Origin of the sequence: Microseira sp. BLCC-F43, assembly GCF_041929235.1 — a bacterium.
In the GTDB taxonomy this organism is placed as follows: Bacteria; Cyanobacteriota; Cyanobacteriia; order Cyanobacteriales; family Aerosakkonemataceae; genus Microseira.
Genome location: NZ_JBHFNP010000325.1, coordinates 1 through 17,004 on the forward strand (window position 1 = coordinate 1; position 17,004 = coordinate 17,004).

General features: G+C 49.1%; 12 protein-coding genes. 4 read left to right on the top strand and 8 right to left on the bottom strand.

Annotated elements, in window-relative coordinates; genetic code table 11:
• The first annotated feature begins 113 nt into the window (after window positions 1-113).
• Together ACE1CM_RS43800 and glgB are read left to right on the top strand one after the other, a co-directional pair.
• Window positions 114-533: a hypothetical protein gene (locus ACE1CM_RS43800; protein WP_374885709.1), complete on the top strand. Its 420-nt coding sequence runs from the start codon at window positions 114-116 to the stop codon at window positions 531-533.
• An 855-nt stretch (window positions 534-1,388) separates the two neighbouring features.
• Window positions 1,389-3,719: a 1,4-alpha-glucan branching enzyme gene (glgB, locus tag ACE1CM_RS43805; RefSeq protein WP_374885710.1), complete on the top strand. Its 2,331-nt coding sequence runs from the start codon at window positions 1,389-1,391 to the stop codon at window positions 3,717-3,719.
• A 151-nt stretch (window positions 3,720-3,870) separates the two neighbouring features.
• Here the strand turns inward: glgB and ACE1CM_RS43810 are convergent, their stop codons facing one another.
• From ACE1CM_RS43810 to rpmB, 7 genes are all read right to left on the bottom strand, one after another.
• Window positions 3,871-4,434 (bottom strand): Tfp pilus assembly protein FimT/FimU, encoded by a 564-nt coding sequence (locus ACE1CM_RS43810; protein ID WP_374885712.1) that lies wholly within the window; start codon window positions 4,432-4,434, stop codon window positions 3,871-3,873.
• A 103-nt stretch (window positions 4,435-4,537) separates the two neighbouring features.
• A complete protein-coding gene (locus tag ACE1CM_RS43815) occupies window positions 4,538-5,101 on the bottom strand; it encodes a Tfp pilus assembly protein FimT/FimU (protein ID WP_374885714.1) in 564 nt (187 codons plus the stop codon).
• Window positions 5,102-5,131: 30 nt separating this feature from the next.
• Window positions 5,132-6,199, bottom strand: coding sequence for a prepilin-type N-terminal cleavage/methylation domain-containing protein (locus tag ACE1CM_RS43820; RefSeq protein ID WP_374885716.1), 1,068 nt, complete (start codon window positions 6,197-6,199; stop codon window positions 5,132-5,134).
• Between the two features lie 136 nt (window positions 6,200-6,335).
• Window positions 6,336-7,109 (bottom strand): prepilin-type N-terminal cleavage/methylation domain-containing protein, encoded by a 774-nt coding sequence (locus ACE1CM_RS43825; RefSeq protein ID WP_374885718.1) that lies wholly within the window; start codon window positions 7,107-7,109, stop codon window positions 6,336-6,338.
• 18 nt (window positions 7,110-7,127) lie between these two features.
• Window positions 7,128-11,648: a hormogonium polysaccharide biosynthesis protein HpsA gene (gene hpsA, locus ACE1CM_RS43830; protein ID WP_374885719.1), complete on the bottom strand. Its 4,521-nt coding sequence runs from the start codon at window positions 11,646-11,648 to the stop codon at window positions 7,128-7,130.
• A gap of 268 nt (window positions 11,649-11,916) precedes the next feature.
• Entirely contained in the window at window positions 11,917-13,125 is a 1,209-nt protein-coding gene (locus ACE1CM_RS43835) for an RNA-guided endonuclease InsQ/TnpB family protein (protein WP_374885720.1), read from the bottom strand.
• A 964-nt stretch (window positions 13,126-14,089) separates the two neighbouring features.
• The gene (rpmB, locus tag ACE1CM_RS43840; RefSeq protein ID WP_374885721.1) at window positions 14,090-14,326 is read right to left on the bottom strand and encodes a 50S ribosomal protein L28; all 237 of its coding nucleotides are present in this window, start codon (window positions 14,324-14,326) and stop codon (window positions 14,090-14,092) included.
• Between the two features lie 24 nt (window positions 14,327-14,350).
• Between rpmB and ACE1CM_RS43845 the strand changes: the two genes are divergently transcribed.
• Entirely contained in the window at window positions 14,351-14,515 is a 165-nt protein-coding gene (locus ACE1CM_RS43845) for a hypothetical protein (RefSeq protein WP_374885723.1), read from the top strand.
• Between the two features lie 45 nt (window positions 14,516-14,560).
• Here ACE1CM_RS43845 and htpG read toward each other — a convergent pair whose 3' ends face one another.
• Window positions 14,561-16,636 (bottom strand): molecular chaperone HtpG, encoded by a 2,076-nt coding sequence (gene htpG / locus ACE1CM_RS43850; protein WP_374885725.1) that lies wholly within the window; start codon window positions 16,634-16,636, stop codon window positions 14,561-14,563.
• A 39-nt stretch (window positions 16,637-16,675) separates the two neighbouring features.
• On the opposite strand from htpG, the gene ACE1CM_RS43855 reads away from it, so the two are divergent.
• Window positions 16,676-16,816: a hypothetical protein gene (locus ACE1CM_RS43855; RefSeq protein WP_374885726.1), complete on the top strand. Its 141-nt coding sequence runs from the start codon at window positions 16,676-16,678 to the stop codon at window positions 16,814-16,816.
• Window positions 16,817-17,004 lie beyond the last annotated feature (188 nt).

A 17,004-nucleotide genomic window follows, 5' to 3' on the forward strand; every position in this document is an offset into this window, starting at 1 on the left:
CTGGTTCCCCATCCGAGAGGATCTCCTTTAAGCTGGAAAAGTATGTCCAGATAGTCGTTTTGTGCAAACAAGACCGGACGAAAAGATGTACCATTATTCCAGCCTGAATCCCCGTGTCAAGAGACCGGGGAGTGGCTCAACAGCAGCAAGTCAAGCCGACAAAAGTCTCATGGTTGGCTTTCATCCCCTTTGACAGAGCAGATTCTCCTAGATCGCCGCTGGGCGATCGCGTTGGAAAAATTATTAACCACATGAACCATGTAACTTTTTACGTTGGCGCCCTGCAATTTTTGCTGGCATTGCCGCCACCAGAGGATACGCCGGAAGAAGTGTTGCGGACGGAGATTATTACAGAAGCGCGATCGCCGATTGATGGCAAACCCCTGACGGCGGCTCAATACGCCCAATTAATAGCTCAGCTGGAAGGTCGTCAACCCCCAGACCCCCAGGTTAACCCAAAACTGCGCGAGTTAATTTTCCTGCTGCGCTTGCGTCATCAGATGCGTCAGATTCTTCCTTTTGTGGACTTTTGACGCTATTTTGGCTTTGAAGTACGTAAATTTTTGGCTCACCTTAGCCCGTTAAAAGGATATATTATCTTGCCAGGTGCGATCGCGCTTTGATCGGCAACCTCCGAGAGACCCCAGGCGCTTTCTTTGCAGCCTGGGGAGGGATAGGAGGGTCAATCCCGGTGGCGATTGACAATCTCACAGAAACTGGCGCCAGAATCTCAGCACCCCGCTCTCCCATACGCGGCGGCTCACTGCCCCAAATGTTTAGATAGCTGACCCGGCAACGGGGAAACGAAGTTATCGGCAAGCGAACAAGCGTTCCTACCTACGAATGCTTCCGCCAGTTTGAGCTGCTAGAACTCGGTCGTTAAACAGTCTTACTCGCGGTAAGACAGTGGGACCGAGATAGTACCGACCGATAACCTTGGCGAAAGCGTTGCGGAACGCGATAGCGTTCGCCTAACTTTCGCCCCAAATGGTTGTTTTTGGGGAAACCCATATCCCCAGGAGGGGCAACCATACCCCTCCACCCCCAAAAGGGGACGGCAATTAAAATTGCTCGTATAGTATTTCATCCCCCACTTAAAAGATGGGTGGCTCTCCATACTCCCGCAGGTTTAAGGTGAGGCATGCTAGAACAAGCGTTCCGATATCGTTTTTATCCCACCCGATCCCGTTGTAGGGTGGGGAAAATGTCAAAATGGTGACATTTATCACCAACTGGTGCGCGACAACACTTGTTTTCCACCCCCTGCAAGAAACGTATTATCCGATCGCGATGAAAATAGTTAAAAAAATGTATATAAATATAAAGTGCTTTCAACTCGCTTGAACCCATAACCCCGATCGGTAAATCCAGTTTAGGTAGGTAGCCCCATGTCCATGACCGTCGCGACCGAGCAAATTGACCGGATTGTTTGGAACCAGCATCAAGACCCGTTTGAAGTCCTCGGCCCGCATCTGCTCGAACAGAATGGCAAAGGAGCCAAGTGGGCAGTACGAGCCTACTTACCCAATGCTGATGCGGTAGTGGTGATTCTTCCGGAAAAGCGCAAAGAATATCCCATGCAGTCGGTGCATCATCCCCATTTCTTTGAATGCACGATCGAAACGCCGGAACTGGCAAACTATCAACTGCGGATTAAAGAAGGCGACCACGAGCGCGTCATCTACGACCCCTACGCCTTCCGCTCTCCCGTCCTGACGGACTTTGACATTCACCTGTTTGCCGAAGGCAATCACCACCGCATTTACGAGAAAATGGGTTCCCACGTCACGGAGGTGAATGGGGTCAAGGGGGTTTACTTTGCCGTTTGGGCACCCAATGCGCGTAACGTTTCACTACTGGGCGATTTCAACTACTGGGATGGTCGCCAACACCAAATGCGGAAGTTTGGCAATGGGGTGTGGGATCTGTTTATTCCCGGTTTGGGATATGGCGAACACTACAAGTACGAAATTAAAAACTGGGACGGTCACATTTACGAAAAATCCGACCCCTACGGGTTCTACCAAGAAGTCCGGCCTAAAACCGCTTCGATTGTCGCCAATTTGGATTCGTACAAGTGGAACGATGCCGATTGGATGGAACAGCGGCGTCACACCGACTTGCTGACTCAGCCGATTTCTGTCTACGAATGCCATTTGGGTTCTTGGATGCACGCCTCCTCTGCGGAACCTGCCAAGCTGCCAAACGGGGAAGAGGAGCCAGTAGTAATTGCTGCCGAACTCAATCCGGGAGCGCGTTTCCTCACCTACCGGGAACTGGCTGCCAAGTTAATTCCCTACGTGAAAAATTTGGGATTCACCCATATCGAGTTACTACCCGTCGCCGAACACCCGTTTGATGGGTCTTGGGGTTATCAAGTGACGGGATTTTATGCCCCCACGTCTCGCTTCGGCAGTCCGGAAGACTTTATGTATTTTGTTGACCAGTGCCACCTAAACGGCATTGGTGTGATTGTTGACTGGGTACCGGGTCACTTCCCCAAAGATGGTCACGGTTTGGCTTTCTTCGATGGTACTCACTTGTACGAACATGCCGACCCCCGCAAGGGCGAACATAAAGGTTGGGGGACTTTGGTGTTCAACTACGGTCGCAATGAGGTGCGGAACTTCCTGGTTGCCAATGCGGTGTTCTGGTTTGATAAGTACCACATCGACGGGTTCCGGGTGGATGCGGTGGCTTCGATGCTGTACCTCAACTATTGCCGTCCCGATGGGCAATGGGTTGCTAACGATTACGGCGGTTGTGAAAATATCGAGGCGGCTGATTTCATCCGTCAGACGAATCACGTTCTGTTTTCTTACTTCCCCGGCATTCTTTCGATTGCTGAAGAGTCTACCTCTTGGCCTATGGTGACTTGGCCTACCTATGTGGGGGGATTGGGCTTTAACTTGAAGTGGGATATGGGCTGGATGCACGATGTCCTGGACTATTTCCACATGGACCCCTGGTTCCGCCAGTTCCATCAGAACAACATCACTTTTGCCATGTGGTATCACCACAGCGAAAACTTTATGCTGGCGCTGTCTCACGATGAGGTGGTTCACGGCAAGAGTCCGATGATTGGGAAGATGCCGGGAGACAGGTGGCAGAAGTTTGCTAATGTACGCGCTCTTTCCACGTTGATGTGGGCTCACCCTGGCAAGAAGACGATCTTCATGGGTATGGAGTTGGCTCAGTGGAGCGAATGGAATGTCTGGGGCGATTTGGACTGGCAGCTGTTGCACCACGAGCCGCACCAACAGATGCAAAAGTTCTTTAAAGATTTGAACGAACTGTATAGGGGAGAACCAGCGCTGTATACGGCAGATGCTGGGTTTGATGGGTTTGAATGGATTGACTGTAACGACAACAGTCACAGCATTGTCTCGTTTATCCGTCGTGCCAAAGATTCTGATGAATACGTCGTTGTGGTGTGCAATTTTACACCTCAGCCTCACAGCCACTACCGGGTAGGGGTTCCGGATCATGGTTTCTATACGGAACTGTTTAACAGCGATGCTGGTCAATATGGCGGCAGCAACATGGGCAATTTGGGCGGTAAGTGGTCGGATGAATGGTGGTATCACAACCGTGCCTATTCGATCGATTTGTGTTTGCCACCTTTGGCTGTGCTGATTTTGAAGTTGGATCGCGAAAAGACAGCAGCAGCGTTGCAAGCAGCTGAGGAGACGCTGAATGCGGAAGTATCGGCGGAGTGATGCGGTAGCGCCAGCGGAACGGAGGCATATCGCTCCCCGCATTTAGGTGCAGATAATGCTTTTAGAATCCCGGTTTCTCCAAGAAACCGGGATTGCGATCTTTAGAATCCCGGTTTCTCCAAGAAACCGGGATTCTGATTCGAGATCCTAGCTAATCCCCATTACATTCATTATTTCCAGCTGTGCGGATGGCTCCCAACAAAGTTGAAACTACCACGCATCGCTTTGAACTCCTATTTTGATTGGTTTGATTGGCAGCGATAAATGTGATTTTACCCAGCTGTCCGTTCACCCTACCTTTGTAGCCAAACTGGATTCGATAGATATTGTTTCTATTGAACAGGGTAGAACGGGCAGAGCCGCTGTTTGCGATCGCTATTTGATTGGCGTCGGCGTCGATTAAATTTTGCCATCTGGCATTGGCACAAGTTCTGCTATCTGATGGGGTAACTGGATGCACAGACCATTGCACTTTTTTTTCTGTCGCGTTTTGCCGAAAGCAAGCTTCCCAAACTCGTTTTTCTCTTTTCCCAGAAGCTTGGGCTTCTCGCATTATAGACAAAGCTTGTGCTTGAGCTGCATTCAAGCGTTGCGCGTTTAAAAATCCCAGCCAACTCGGTGCTGCGATCGCGCTTAATATAGCGACGATGACAATTATTGCTACAAACTCTACAAACGTGTATCCCTGATGTGATTTTTCAGACCCTAATTCCATTGTCTAAAAGTACAAAACGCACCTGATTTAGTCTTCCCTTCAGGTGCGTTTTGCTACTCAGTGTTTTTCTTTAATTTAACGATAACAATCTTATTACGTATATTTACGGTAGCCGCCTACATTCGCTATCGTTACCAGCGCGCACTGCCCCCAAGATGGTTTCCACCACGACACAGCGTTTTGAACCATTTTGCTCTCTGCGAGATCTAAAAGTGATTGTACCTGTGGGCTGGTTTTTGTTCAGCAAGCCTTTGTCTTGAAACTCTACCCTGTAGTACCCAGAAGGTTGTTGCATGTTGGAATTACTGAGACTATCTTCAATAGCGAGGGTATCTGCATCTGACTGTGTTATACTTTGCCACAAACCGGGAGAGATATTATTGCAACCATCCTGTCCTGCATTAATGGGTCTAGGCCGCACAGCCCATGTTACTTTAGTTCCGTCGTCTCTAAAGCAAGCTTGCCAAACTCGTTTTTCCCGTTTGGCATTAGTTTGGGCTTCCCGCAGCGCTCCTATTGCTTCAGCTTGAGCCGCATTGAGGCGTTGTCTGGTTAAAAATCCCAGCCAACTGGGAGCGGCGATCGCTGACAGGATTGCCACAACTACAATCACAACCAGCAGTTCTATCATCGTAAAACCAGCTGCTTGCTTATATCGGGGGTTCATAGCGCTTTACTCCTATTGGCTGTTCGCAACTTAATCGACAGGTGTTTTATCAACAACCCCGCGCGCAACGGCTTGGGTTCTAATCGCCAGCAGCGGCGCAATTTTAACCCCAGCTTTACCCGTCGGGTTACCCCTGAGGAAAACAATCACATCTTGGTTTTTGTTGCTGGTCCCTAACACCCCAGGGGTGGCTTTGCTGACGCAAACAGCAAAGCTGGGCAAATCAAAGCCAGAAGGGTTGCCCTGTGGCGGAATAGCTGTATAGTTTGTCGGACACTGCAAGCGAGGATCGGTTGGGACTGGTCTGAACCCATCTGGGCGATTTGCTACGGGATGATCTAGAAAATCGACTAAAACCGGGCTATTTGCCGGAATGTCAGTCGGTCTGGCACCTTGCCTGGAAACAAGACCGCTGGTACTAACTCTAGCGAAAGGCCAAATGCTAAACTCTACCCCTTGTGTTGTCAGAGGCTCTACATATGCAGGGTTTTCGGCATTGACATCGATTCTGGTACTGCCGCTGATCTCGTACTGACGTAGGGTATAACGCATAATCCGAGATATCCCCTTCCACTTTTCCCGATCTGCTCCCTCATTTTTTGTTTGGTAGTATACGACGAGAGTCATGATTCGGCGTTTCACCCAGAGATTTCTACATTTAGTCCACTCTTCTGAAGGGGGATTGCTGGGGGCACCGCTACAGTTATTGGGGAGTTGACTATCGTCGTCGATTGGTTCGGGTTTCCAGAAAGCCAGAATTGGTTCGTACCCGCTACGCTCGGGAATAAAATTTTTTAAGGGTTGAACGCCGTTTGTTGACTCGTTGAGTCGATCGTTGTCGTAAACATAGACTGCTTCTCGCAAATCGTTAACGATGAAATCCATCGCCATTTGCATTTCCCGTTGGGTTTCAGTGCGCGCGTATTCCCGCCGATCTGTTTGTAACAAATCTATCATCAGGTTCAACAGCACCGTTATCACTATCGATGCAATTAGCATCGATATCAAAAGTTCGATTACGGTAAACCCACCATTTTTGCGCTTTCTGGAACTGACGCGCTGGCGCCTAAACAAATTTAGAAATAGTTTTGTAGCCATTGTTTTTAATTTTTATCCCCTCAACGAGGAGTTTAGTTGAAATTCTGCGGTCTAAGGTGGGGCAGGTGGGGAATATGGGCAGATTATCAACGCCTGCCTCTCTGCTCCCCTGAGCCATGTTAAGAATTACAACAAGCTATTGACACCCTGGATTATTATCTGACTCACCCGTAGATTTGCGTTGCTGACAAAGGGAATTGCGGTTATCGCTTTGGGCAACGCTGGTGTAAATCATTGCTAAAGGCCGTCGTTGCTGCTGACCCGCTGCGGTAGTCAATTGCAGAGAAGCAGCCTTTTGAGGTGGGTTTTCAAATGAACCCATGTTTGAGGTAAATGTATAAACTCTTACACCAAAATCAAATGCCACCGTTCTGTTTACCCTGGTTATTCCTGGATTGCGGAAGGTTTGAACGATAAAGTCATTGCTGCCATCCCCGTTGACATCAACTGGCACGCCCTGTGAGGGAGAACTTGAGTATAGTTGATTGGCTGGGAGGGCCTGGGCTGAACTTGGGGCAGGCTGTTGCCGGATATTATTTTCTCCGGCTGGCGGTAATTCTGTGTCGTTGTAATCGCCGCGTTCTACCGTGCGTCTAACTCGGTCAACTTCCCCCTGTGCCAGTTGCAGGGCTTGTTCTGCTCGCCTGTTTTGCACTTGGGTGGCAACGGCAAGGAAGATTTGGGGGGTGAAGGCAGTTACCACTACAGCAACTACACCAATGGCGACCAAGCACTCCAATAAGGTCAGTCCTTGCTCGGAGGGATTTTTTAGGGTTCGCTTGGGCATAAATCTGGTTTTTTGGGGTATATTGGGTGATTCTGGCGGTTTTTGTGCCAACCCAGTACATCCTGCCTCCAGTTTGCGGGTGTTTGCTTGTTTGGTTAAAAATCGAGTTTTTTCTGTGAGCATAGCAGCCTCCACCGTTAGTTATTGCGGGCATTCTGTTTGAGCGTTTGGATCGACGCCGCCAGCACGCCGTAACTGGCAAATATAGGGGTCGTTGGCAGGTAGTTCTCGGTAGAATTCGCTGCGCTGGGCGGGGGGTTGCAGGAAACGCTGTGCTGCCGGACCTGCGGGTGCATATTGCAGCCCTATGTCATAACCCCAGAGACGGTCGGGTGCAAGGTAGTATTGGATGGGGGTGAGACCACTAACGGTTGGAGAATCGCTGGTGTTGGGTTCCCATTGGTTTAGTTCAAACGGGGCAGTGGCATAGCTGCTGAAGTTTAATTGCAGGAAAGATCCAGAAATCCGCAACGGAGTCCCCGGTCCCCAACGTTCGATGAAGCGGGGGAAGTTGTGGAAACCGCCATAGCTTTGATTGATTCGAGAAGGCACAATACCGCTAATCAGCGAGGCATTTACCCGCGTTGCCGATGCCTGGTTGATTGAATTGACGTAGCTGGGTACACCTGGCTGTCGGAAGCTCGCTGACGGTATTTCTTGCTGTTCATTTGCTGGGCATAACGAACCGACAGCAAGGCTACTATTGCTACAGACGATAGGGCTGCCGTTGCGAGAGATTTTTATCGGAAATCTTGATACGGTTCCGGCATCAATCACCGTGCCATTTTCCTGCACCCACCTAGCGACGCCACCGGGGTTGCTGGGGCCATTCATGGCGCGGAAGGAATAGCGACCGTCAGGGGCGCCAGTTCTGCCGCCGTCGTTGTCGTCGATGATGCCGCGATCGATGCTGCCTTCTTGGAAGTTGTCTGAAAGGATGGTAATCCCATCGGCTAGAATTTCTGCCGGTCGCCAGGTGTCGGTTGCCGGTCGAGAAAAGTCAGGGTTTAAGTCTTGTCGGTCGTAAAAATTCCCCCAGTTATCGTTCAGCTGCTGATTAAATTCTTCCAAGTTATTGGAGTTTCCATCTCTGCTGTGGAAGTTGAAGTCGCCTTGGATGTAAACCGGGTTATCGGATATAAAGGTTAAACCTCGTTTACTGCTATCCCGGTCGATCCTCCGTCCGTTTCGCAAGCGGAACCCATGAGGCCGGCGGTCTGGATCTGGGAAGAAATCAACGGATTTGGGGGATATGCCGTTGTTTGCAACACTGGGGTCTCTGGGGCTGTTGATGTCGGCTCTGATCAAGCAAGCATCTGAACGGATAGCGGTATAGTTGTTGCAAGCTCCGCCACCTGAGGGTCTGGATACTGCATCTTCCCTGACTGCATCTTCTCGGAAGGCATACACGACGCCGCTACCGGGCAACCAAGTATCGCCTGTGGCACTGTTATTATTGGTTCTCAACAGGTCTAAATCTATGTCTAACGTCCGCACGGTCATCAATTCTCGACCGTTGTACAGGGCGTTGTCGATCAGGGATACCCTTTGATTTCCACCGCCAGGAAGTGTGATGTTGAAATCTGCCAGCGGGTCGGTATCAGGTACGCCACCTGTTCTTGGTAAAGGCCAAACACCGATGTCTAGTGGTTTAACGTCATTGACAAGGGTATCGAGGTTAACGGTTCTAAATGGATCTCGCGGCGCTGGTAGTGCAGGTAATGGTGATGGAGGAACTAAGTATGGCTCAGCATTAGAGCCGCTCGCAAGTGGAGCAGGCGCTATGCCTGTGCGAGCGTGATCGTCCTGAGGGAAGACGTAATAAAGTGCGGGGAACTTAGGTTTTTCTGGGCATAGCAGTTGTAAAGCACCCGCAATACCAGAGCAGGTCGTTGTTACTGGGATATCATCATCACTACTAGGAGTAGAATTAGAGCGAGGATCAATGGTACTACGTGCTGTACCTGAAGGCGTGGAGTCTATAAAACCCAATTGGCGATCGCGTGCTATTTGCAATTTCATCGCCAGCAACCGAGCCAGAGGTTGGTTTGCCGATGGTAACAAATCAAGATAGTCATCCGGTGTTAATTGTTCCACAGGAACGTCTGTTTTTACCAAAACGTTATTTTTGAATACCCTGGCTGTTCTACTGGCGAGAGTGGCGTTTGGCGTTATTACAATACCGTTTGCGGGTGTGCCTGTGGTGAATAAACCGCTCAGTTTATCAGACAAGCTTGAAAAATCTGGATTTGCTTGCTCAAAACCGTTAACGTTATAAGCCAACATCCCCAGAGTGCAAGCTGCCGATTCCAAGTAGCTGTTATCTGCAATGCTGTTGTTGGTATCGTACATTGCGCGGCTTAGGTTGGAGAAATTCCCCCACATAGTTAAGTAAGGATGAGGATAAACCCTGTTTCCGGTTCCTTGTGTGGGTGGAAAGGCACCGCTGTCGTTAGCATTTTGATATTCTCCGGCGAAATTGGCTAGGTTTCTCAGGGCATTTCCCCAGTCTCCGCTACGCAAGTTAGCAGCTGCCGGTGGGGGGCTATACTCCCACCCATTTGTTCCTAACCCGGTGAAGAAATCGCTAGGTAATTTGTTGGAATCTAACCCGTAGGTCTGACCAGCAGTTTGGAAGTTTTTACTGTTGCTAATCGTTTGCCGCGTCCCCGGATGAGCCGTAGTTGCAATACAGGCGATGGGTCGAGTTGGTGCTGTGGGTGGGGTTCCCGGCGTGGCTTGGTAGACTACCGTTCCTTGAACTGCGGCTAGGTTGTCTCTCAGGGTGCGCCGCTGTCTGTCTGCGTTTGGCAGATTAGCTTGGTTAGCGGGGTAAAGCGGTTCAGTTTCCCCCAAATCGTTACGGTCGTCTGAATTATTTATGACACCATCCCCATTATCATCATTCAAGCTGCTGTTAACCCAACCGAAGGGGTTGCCCAATTCCAACCTTTCGCCGACAATCACTCGCAGTCCGCTGACATGAGCGCGCCGTTCCCAATAACCGTCCAAACCAACGTTTCTGAATTCGGTATCGAGGGGATCGAGGGTGGTGTTGGTGAGGCGTTTCCGCTCTTCTGGGTCGGTAATGTTAAGCCCATTTCGTTTGCTGCCATTGTCGAGGCGGATTTCGTTGCCCTTTCTGTCGTAGTAGGGTTTTGGTCCGTAGCGGTCATCAGCGCGGTAGGTATCGTCAATAAATGGAGCGGTTTCTGAACTAGACATTAACCGTTTTTTGGCATTGAAATATCCAATCGAGCCTGCCCCAGCATTATCTGTGTAAAAGCCTGGGTCTGTTCTTGCTATATTGTCTTGCGGCGCCTCTCTCGATTGGGATATATCTTGGGTAAACACAAGCACCGGATCGAGAGCAATTTGGCTGGGAGTTCCATTACTTACCGAGTCTGTGCCTTCATTGAATCTAATATTGTTATCAGTTGTATCTGGTGAATCATCGTCCTGCATCACCTGAAACAACGAGCCACCTGCCGTGCCATTGTTCCCCATTTTCCCCGATACAAATTGCCCTTGAAAGCTTGGATTCTGTGGCGTTGCCGGAGTTTGTATATCTCGATTTACTTTAATTTCTGAAGCATCTCTGCTATAAAAACAGGAATTGCGGGCGCTAATTAAAAATGCTCTGAAGTTTGGGTCACCAACGATCATGTTGCCTGCGGTGTACATGGCGCCATTCCAGTTGAATGGTTGACCCGGAAATATTTCCAGGTCATAGCGGAACCAAGCTCCCCATTTATTGCCCCGGTCTAGCTGTCTATCCTGCTGAAATTCTAAGGTAGCAACAGTTCTGTTCACGCCATTTTGCCGCGATAGAACGATCGCATCAACCTGAAATGTTTTGCGTAGCTTGGCAGTTCCAACTTGAGTCCAATCGTTTTCATTCACTGCTCGGATTGGGCCACCTACTGCTGGGGTGTTGCCGCCACTGGCTATGGCGCGGCATACAGGGTTGCTAACGTTTGTCGTAGTAAGCGGGCCGTTGCGAACCACCTGATCTTTAGCTCTTTTGTCAACTGTATAGCTTTGTGTTGTAATGTCGTTGGTTCCTTGTCTTCCTTTCAAATTAATTGAATATACAACTGTTTCTTTTACTCCATCTCCATCCACATCTATTTGGAAAGACCAAGCGGGGTCGGGATTGCCATCTCCAAGAAGGTTGATTTGCGTCTCGTCGTCAAACTTGTATGGATTTTGAGGCAAATTATAGGTCAAGCCGCCATATCTATCTGGACTATTTGTAATCATCGATAGCAACATTTCATCGGAGGGCGGGCCACTGGGAAAGCGCTTATCTTTTAAAAATAAATATTCTAATTTAGCCTTGGCTCGTTCAATTGCTGGGGTGGCGGCGTTGTAGATTACTTGTTCTTCCCGCGCTCCAATTACCTGATTTGTCCGACTGCCGGTGCGGAATAAAATTGCCCCTATTACTAAAGACACAACTAACAGCAGCAGCGTAACAGTTGGCAGCACAAATCCAGCTTTAGCTCTAGCATTACGACGCTGTTTACCACTTACAATTAACAAAGTTCGCGTTAGCCATTTGGTCAAGGCCAAGCTAGCGGCTTGCACCAGTTTCGACAACTGTCGGCACAATTTGTAGATAACCTTTTGAATTGCCCTGGTTTGCTTGCGTTTTGACATGGCTGCTTTCCTGATGTGAGAAAGTCTAATTTTGAACAGGTTGAATATCGAGAGGATGGGTTTAACTCGCTTGGCTTGAACCAATTCGTTGAGTTTGGAGTAGCTTGACCAAAAATTATGTAAATTATTTGGCTTTGTTCTTTGCTAGCAACTGCAACTGCGAGTATCAACCGAAAAAATACGCTTTCGCTGGTAACAAATTTTGTCTTAGAAGTTTTATGTAGTTTGACTGTTGAGGGTCGAATGACTCCGTTTGACACTCCCCCGTCTAAAGCGCGGGGTATTCTGTACTCAACGTCAGAGTTTGCTCTAGCAGGGTTTCCCCAACCAGCGTAGTGACCCCAACTCCTACAGCGTTTCTTCGGGGATGCCCTCCCCTAGCTTGCAATGCAAGATTTAAAATGTTTATCGCCGCGTTTTCATCTCTATTCAATTGACATCCACACTTACAATTATGGGTGCGAGTTGATAGAGATTTTTTCACAATTGTCCCGCAACCGCTGCATTTTTGGCTGGTATATTGCGGGTTGACGGTAACAGTAACCCGCTCGAATTTGCTAGCAAAATATTCAAGCCACTGTCTAAATTGTCTCCATCCAGCATCGCTGATTGACTTGGCTAGACAGTGGTTTTTGACCATGTTGCGAACGCTTAAGTCTTCATAGGCTACTAAGTCGTTAGACTTGATTACGCAACGCGCCAGTCTCTTGGCGTGTTCATTACGCTGCCTAGTTACTCTCAAGTGTTTCTTAGCAAACCGCTTTCTTGCTTTGCGGCGTCCATTTTTACCTTTTTCTTTCTTGTAGATGCGACGCTGAGCATATTTGATAGCTTGCTCAGCTTTCCTCAAAAAGCGCGGATTTTCTTCGGTATGTCCGTTGGAATCAGTATAGAAATACTCAAGCCCCACGTCTAGTCCGATTAAGTTTCCGGTTGATTCTAATTGTTCTTTGACTTCAGTGTCAAGTACAAATTGACAATAATAACCATCGGCACGACGCACCAATCTAACGCGCTTAATTGATTTAACCGGGTAAGTATGAATATCCCACTTACCCAAAAGTTTTAATTCACCAATACCTTTCTTGTCGGTAATGGAGATTCGCCGCTTAGTTTTATGCAATGACCATCCACTGGTTTTGTATTCGACTGAGCGGTTGTCTTTTTGGAAACGTGGGAATCCTTTCTTGCCCGGTTGGTGATTTTTGCAATTTTCGTAAAATCGAGAAATTGCTGCCCATCCTCGCTCGGCAGATGCTTGTACCGCCATTGAATTGAGCTGCTTGACAAAGGAGAATTCCTCGCGTAGCTTTGTTGAGTAATTGTTCAAGGCAAACCGATTAATTTTTGCATCTTTGGGTGCATCCATCCAGTAACGTAAACACTTGTTTCGCACGAATTGTGCCGTGCGAATTGCTTCATCAATCGCTTTGTACTGGTGTAGCTTAGCCTTGATTTTATACTCAATAACCAGCAAGTTTCACCTCCTCCGTTATGTTTTAGTTTATCATAATAAAATTGCGCGAGTTTTAAGATGCATTTTGTGTTTCTGCTGATGCCAAACGGTACGCACCTGAAGAATGATTCGCGAGACTAAAGTCTCACGCGGTCACCCCGGTCTAAAGACACGGGGTTTTCGCGAGTTATTCTATAAGTGAATAGACTAGAAGTCTGGCTGGGTAAAAATTAGCCATATTTCCTCTATGGTAACTTGAGCGAGCCTGGGTGAGATTTCGCCCATCTTTAACAAATCTTAATAGATGGTGAGGCCAGGGTCTAAACTTATAGTACCCACTCATCCCAGAAAACCGATCACTCCATAGCAAAAATCTAGGGGAATGGCTAATGGCTAATGGCGTTCCCAGGCAGAGCCGTGGGAACGAGGGTAATGGGTGAATGGAAGTTGTAGGGAAGGTGGGAAATCTTTGGCATCAGCCAAAAGATTGCGGTTGCCGTGCTACTACCCCAGGGCGGAAATAAATGATTCGGTTGACAAATTCTGCCCCAGGTGATATGCAGACGCAATGTAGGGGCACAGGCGGCAATATTTGGGTATCAACCAAACGATTACGGTTGCCGTGCTACTACCCCAGGGCGGAAATAAATGATTCGGTTGACAAATTCTGCAACAGGTGATATGCAGACGCAATGTAGGGGCACAGGCGGCAATCTTGGGCATCAACCAAACGATTGCGGTTGCCGTACCCCTACCCCAGCACGGCGGCGGCAATCTTGGGCATCAGCCTTGAGATCGCGGTTGCCGTGCTACTACCCCAGGGCGGAAACCAAAGATGCGGTTGACAAATTCTGCACCAGGTGATATGGCAAACGAAATGTAGGGGCACAGGCGGCAATCTTGGGCATCAACCTTGAGATTGCGGTTGCCGTGCTACTACCCCAGGGCGGAAACCAACGATGCGGATAATAATGCAAGGGATCGCTTAGAACTTATTTAAATCAATCCCGGCTTCTTTAGCCATTACTGCTAAGCCTTTTTTGTCCAAGGTTTTGAGTGCCTTGGTGGAAAGGCGCAGTTTCACAAAGCGTTTGCCTTCCGGCCACCAAATGCGCTTGGTTTGCAGGTTAACTTCCTGTAGTTTTTTGGTTCTGATGTGAGAGTGGGAAACGGCGTAGGCGTTGTTCGCCTTTTTGCCAGTCAGCTGACATACACGGGACATAGAGTTCTCCAGATTTGAGGTTTTTTGGCTGCAATCTTCTATTGTAGCGAGGGAGAGGTTGAGCAGGTGTGCAGGGGAGATGGGGAAGAAGACGCGGCGACGGAGAGACGCACCGGACGGGTCGAGGTTGATGGAAGATTTTCCCGCGTCACCGCGTCCTTAGCCTCCCCGCCTCCGGTGCGTCCTTAGCCTCCGGTGCGTCCTCATCTCCCTCATCTCCTCTACCCCCCTACCCTATGCGCCCATCGCTCGTTCGGTTAAGCGAGTCAGTACTTGATTTGAGCGTTCGACGAAGGATTTCATTCCTTCGGCGTCGAATCCTTTTTGCGCCATTAGCGCTAAGTCATAGACGTGATGACAAATGAGGTTGGCAAGTTCGGCGGTAGGAGATTGCCCTTCAGCTTGAATGATGCTACCGGCGCTGAGGTTGGCGAGATTTTGAATTAAGGGGTGGGCGGTATTTACGACTAATATATGTTCTTCGGGGAATTGCACTGCTTGCTGCTGCAATAGGGCGTTCATATCCCGCAGGCGTCGCAAAAATTCCGGCAGCAGTACCATTGCTGGTGGCGTATCTTGGGGATTGTCCGATTTGAGCGCTTCGGTGCGGATGGTGACTTTGGGTTTGTTGAGAGCATTTTTGAATAGCTCTTCGATTAGTTGGCTGCGGGTTTTGTTGGTTTTGGGGTCTACTATTTCTCCGGATTTATCCCCGTCTAGCAGGGTTTTGTCTAGTTCGGCATCGACGCGGGAGAATTTGACATCTTTATATTCCCGCTCCAGGAAGGAAATAAAGTGAGTGTCGATGAAACCGTCTAGGAAAAGAACTTCGAGTCCTTGCTTTTTGTGGAGTTGGACGTAAGTTGCTTGAGCGACTTCGTCGGTGCAGTAATAGACGCGGTTTTCGTGTTTGTCTTTATTGCGCTCTAGGTATTCTTTAAGCGTGTTGTAAGATCCCCCCTGACCCCCCTTACCAAGGGGGGATCCCCCCTGACCCCCCTTGTCAAGGGGGGATGTTTGAGAGGGAGTAGCGGGAGTTACGTCTTGCCAAACATCGCCTTCTTGAGATTGCACTTGTACAGTTGGAGAAGCGCTCCCCTGCTCAAGAGCTCCCACAGGCGAGACGCCTGTGCTACGCTGCTCCCCTGCCTGGTACGTGGTGCGGTAGATGATGATGTCTTCGACTTGTTTTTTGAATTTTTCGTCGTTGAGGGAGCCGAATTTGACGAAGGTGCCGATGTCTTGCCAGCAGCGGATGTATTCGGCGCGATCGCTGTTGTAAAGTGCATTTAAGCGATCGCCGACTTTTTTGGCGATGAAGTCGGCTATTTTACGGACGGTGCGGTCTACTTGTAAGGCGCTGCGACTGACGTTGAGGGGAATGTCGGGACTATCGATTACCCCGCGCATGGGTAGCAGGAAGCTGGGGACGATTTCTTCGCAGCGATCGCTGACATAAACTTGATTGCAGAATAGCTTGATATTCCCTTGACTGACATCGACATCGGGTTTGAGCTTGGGGAAATAAAGAATGCCGTTGAGCAAAAATGGATAATCTGTATTTAAATGCACCCAAAGCAGGGGTTCTTCTTGGAAAGGATGGAGATAGCGGTAAAATTCCAGGTAATCGTCTTTGGTTAAATCCCTGGGGGATTGACGCCACGGTGCGGTTTGGCGATTGATTGTCTCGCCATCGAGTTTAATCGGCACTGGCATAAAATCGCAGTAGGTTTTCACCAATTGCCGAATCCGTGGTGCTTCCAGGTATTCCACCTCGTCTTCCATCAGGGTGAGGGTGATGGTAGTGCCGCGCTGGGTGCGGGGCGAGTCTTCCAGCTGGAAGGTTGGGGAACCGTCGCAAGTCCAGTGAACTGCGTTTGCGCCTTCTTTGTAAGATAGGGTATCAATTTCGACTTTCTGGGCGACCATAAAAGAGGAGTAGAACCCCAGACCAAAGTGACCGATGAGTTGTTCGCCGCTGCTTTGGTATTTTTGGATAAATTCTTCGGCACTGGAGAAGGCGACTTGGTTGATATATTTTTTCACCTCGTCGGCGGTCATACCGATGCCGTTATCGGTGATGGAGAGAGTCTTTTTGTCTTTGTCAATCGCGATGGCGATTTCCGGTTCGCCGATTTCGCCGGTAACTTCCCCGGCGTGGGACACCATTTTGAGTTTTCCGATAGCATCCACGGCGTTGGAAATTAGTTCCCGCAAGAATATTTCGTGGTCGGAGTAGAGCGACTTTTTGATAATCGGGAAAATATTTTCAGTATGGATAGTGATAGTGCCTTGTTCGAGCATGGTCATAGGTTAAGTTGTAGGGATTTGAAGAACTACGCCGCCCTTTTGGCGAAAAGAAGCGCCCGTTGGTGGGAAGCAATTCCCGCGCCTGTAGCTTGTCCGCCCCACAGGTACGAGGGAGCTTCGAGTCACCATTGTATGGGCGATCGCATATTAATTTTAAGGCGGCGATCGCACCCGTTGTGAATTCGGATTTCCCTACTTCCAAAAACAGCAAGCAGGGGTCAAAGCCTAAATTGAGCCGCTCCTCGCTCTAAAGAGACGAGGAATCAGGCCAGGAATTAGAGTTAGCTTTTCGCTCATTAATAGCTATCTGGCTAACCGTTTCTGGCTTCATGCAGAACTGCTCTAAGGGTGAATGACTCAGCCTACTT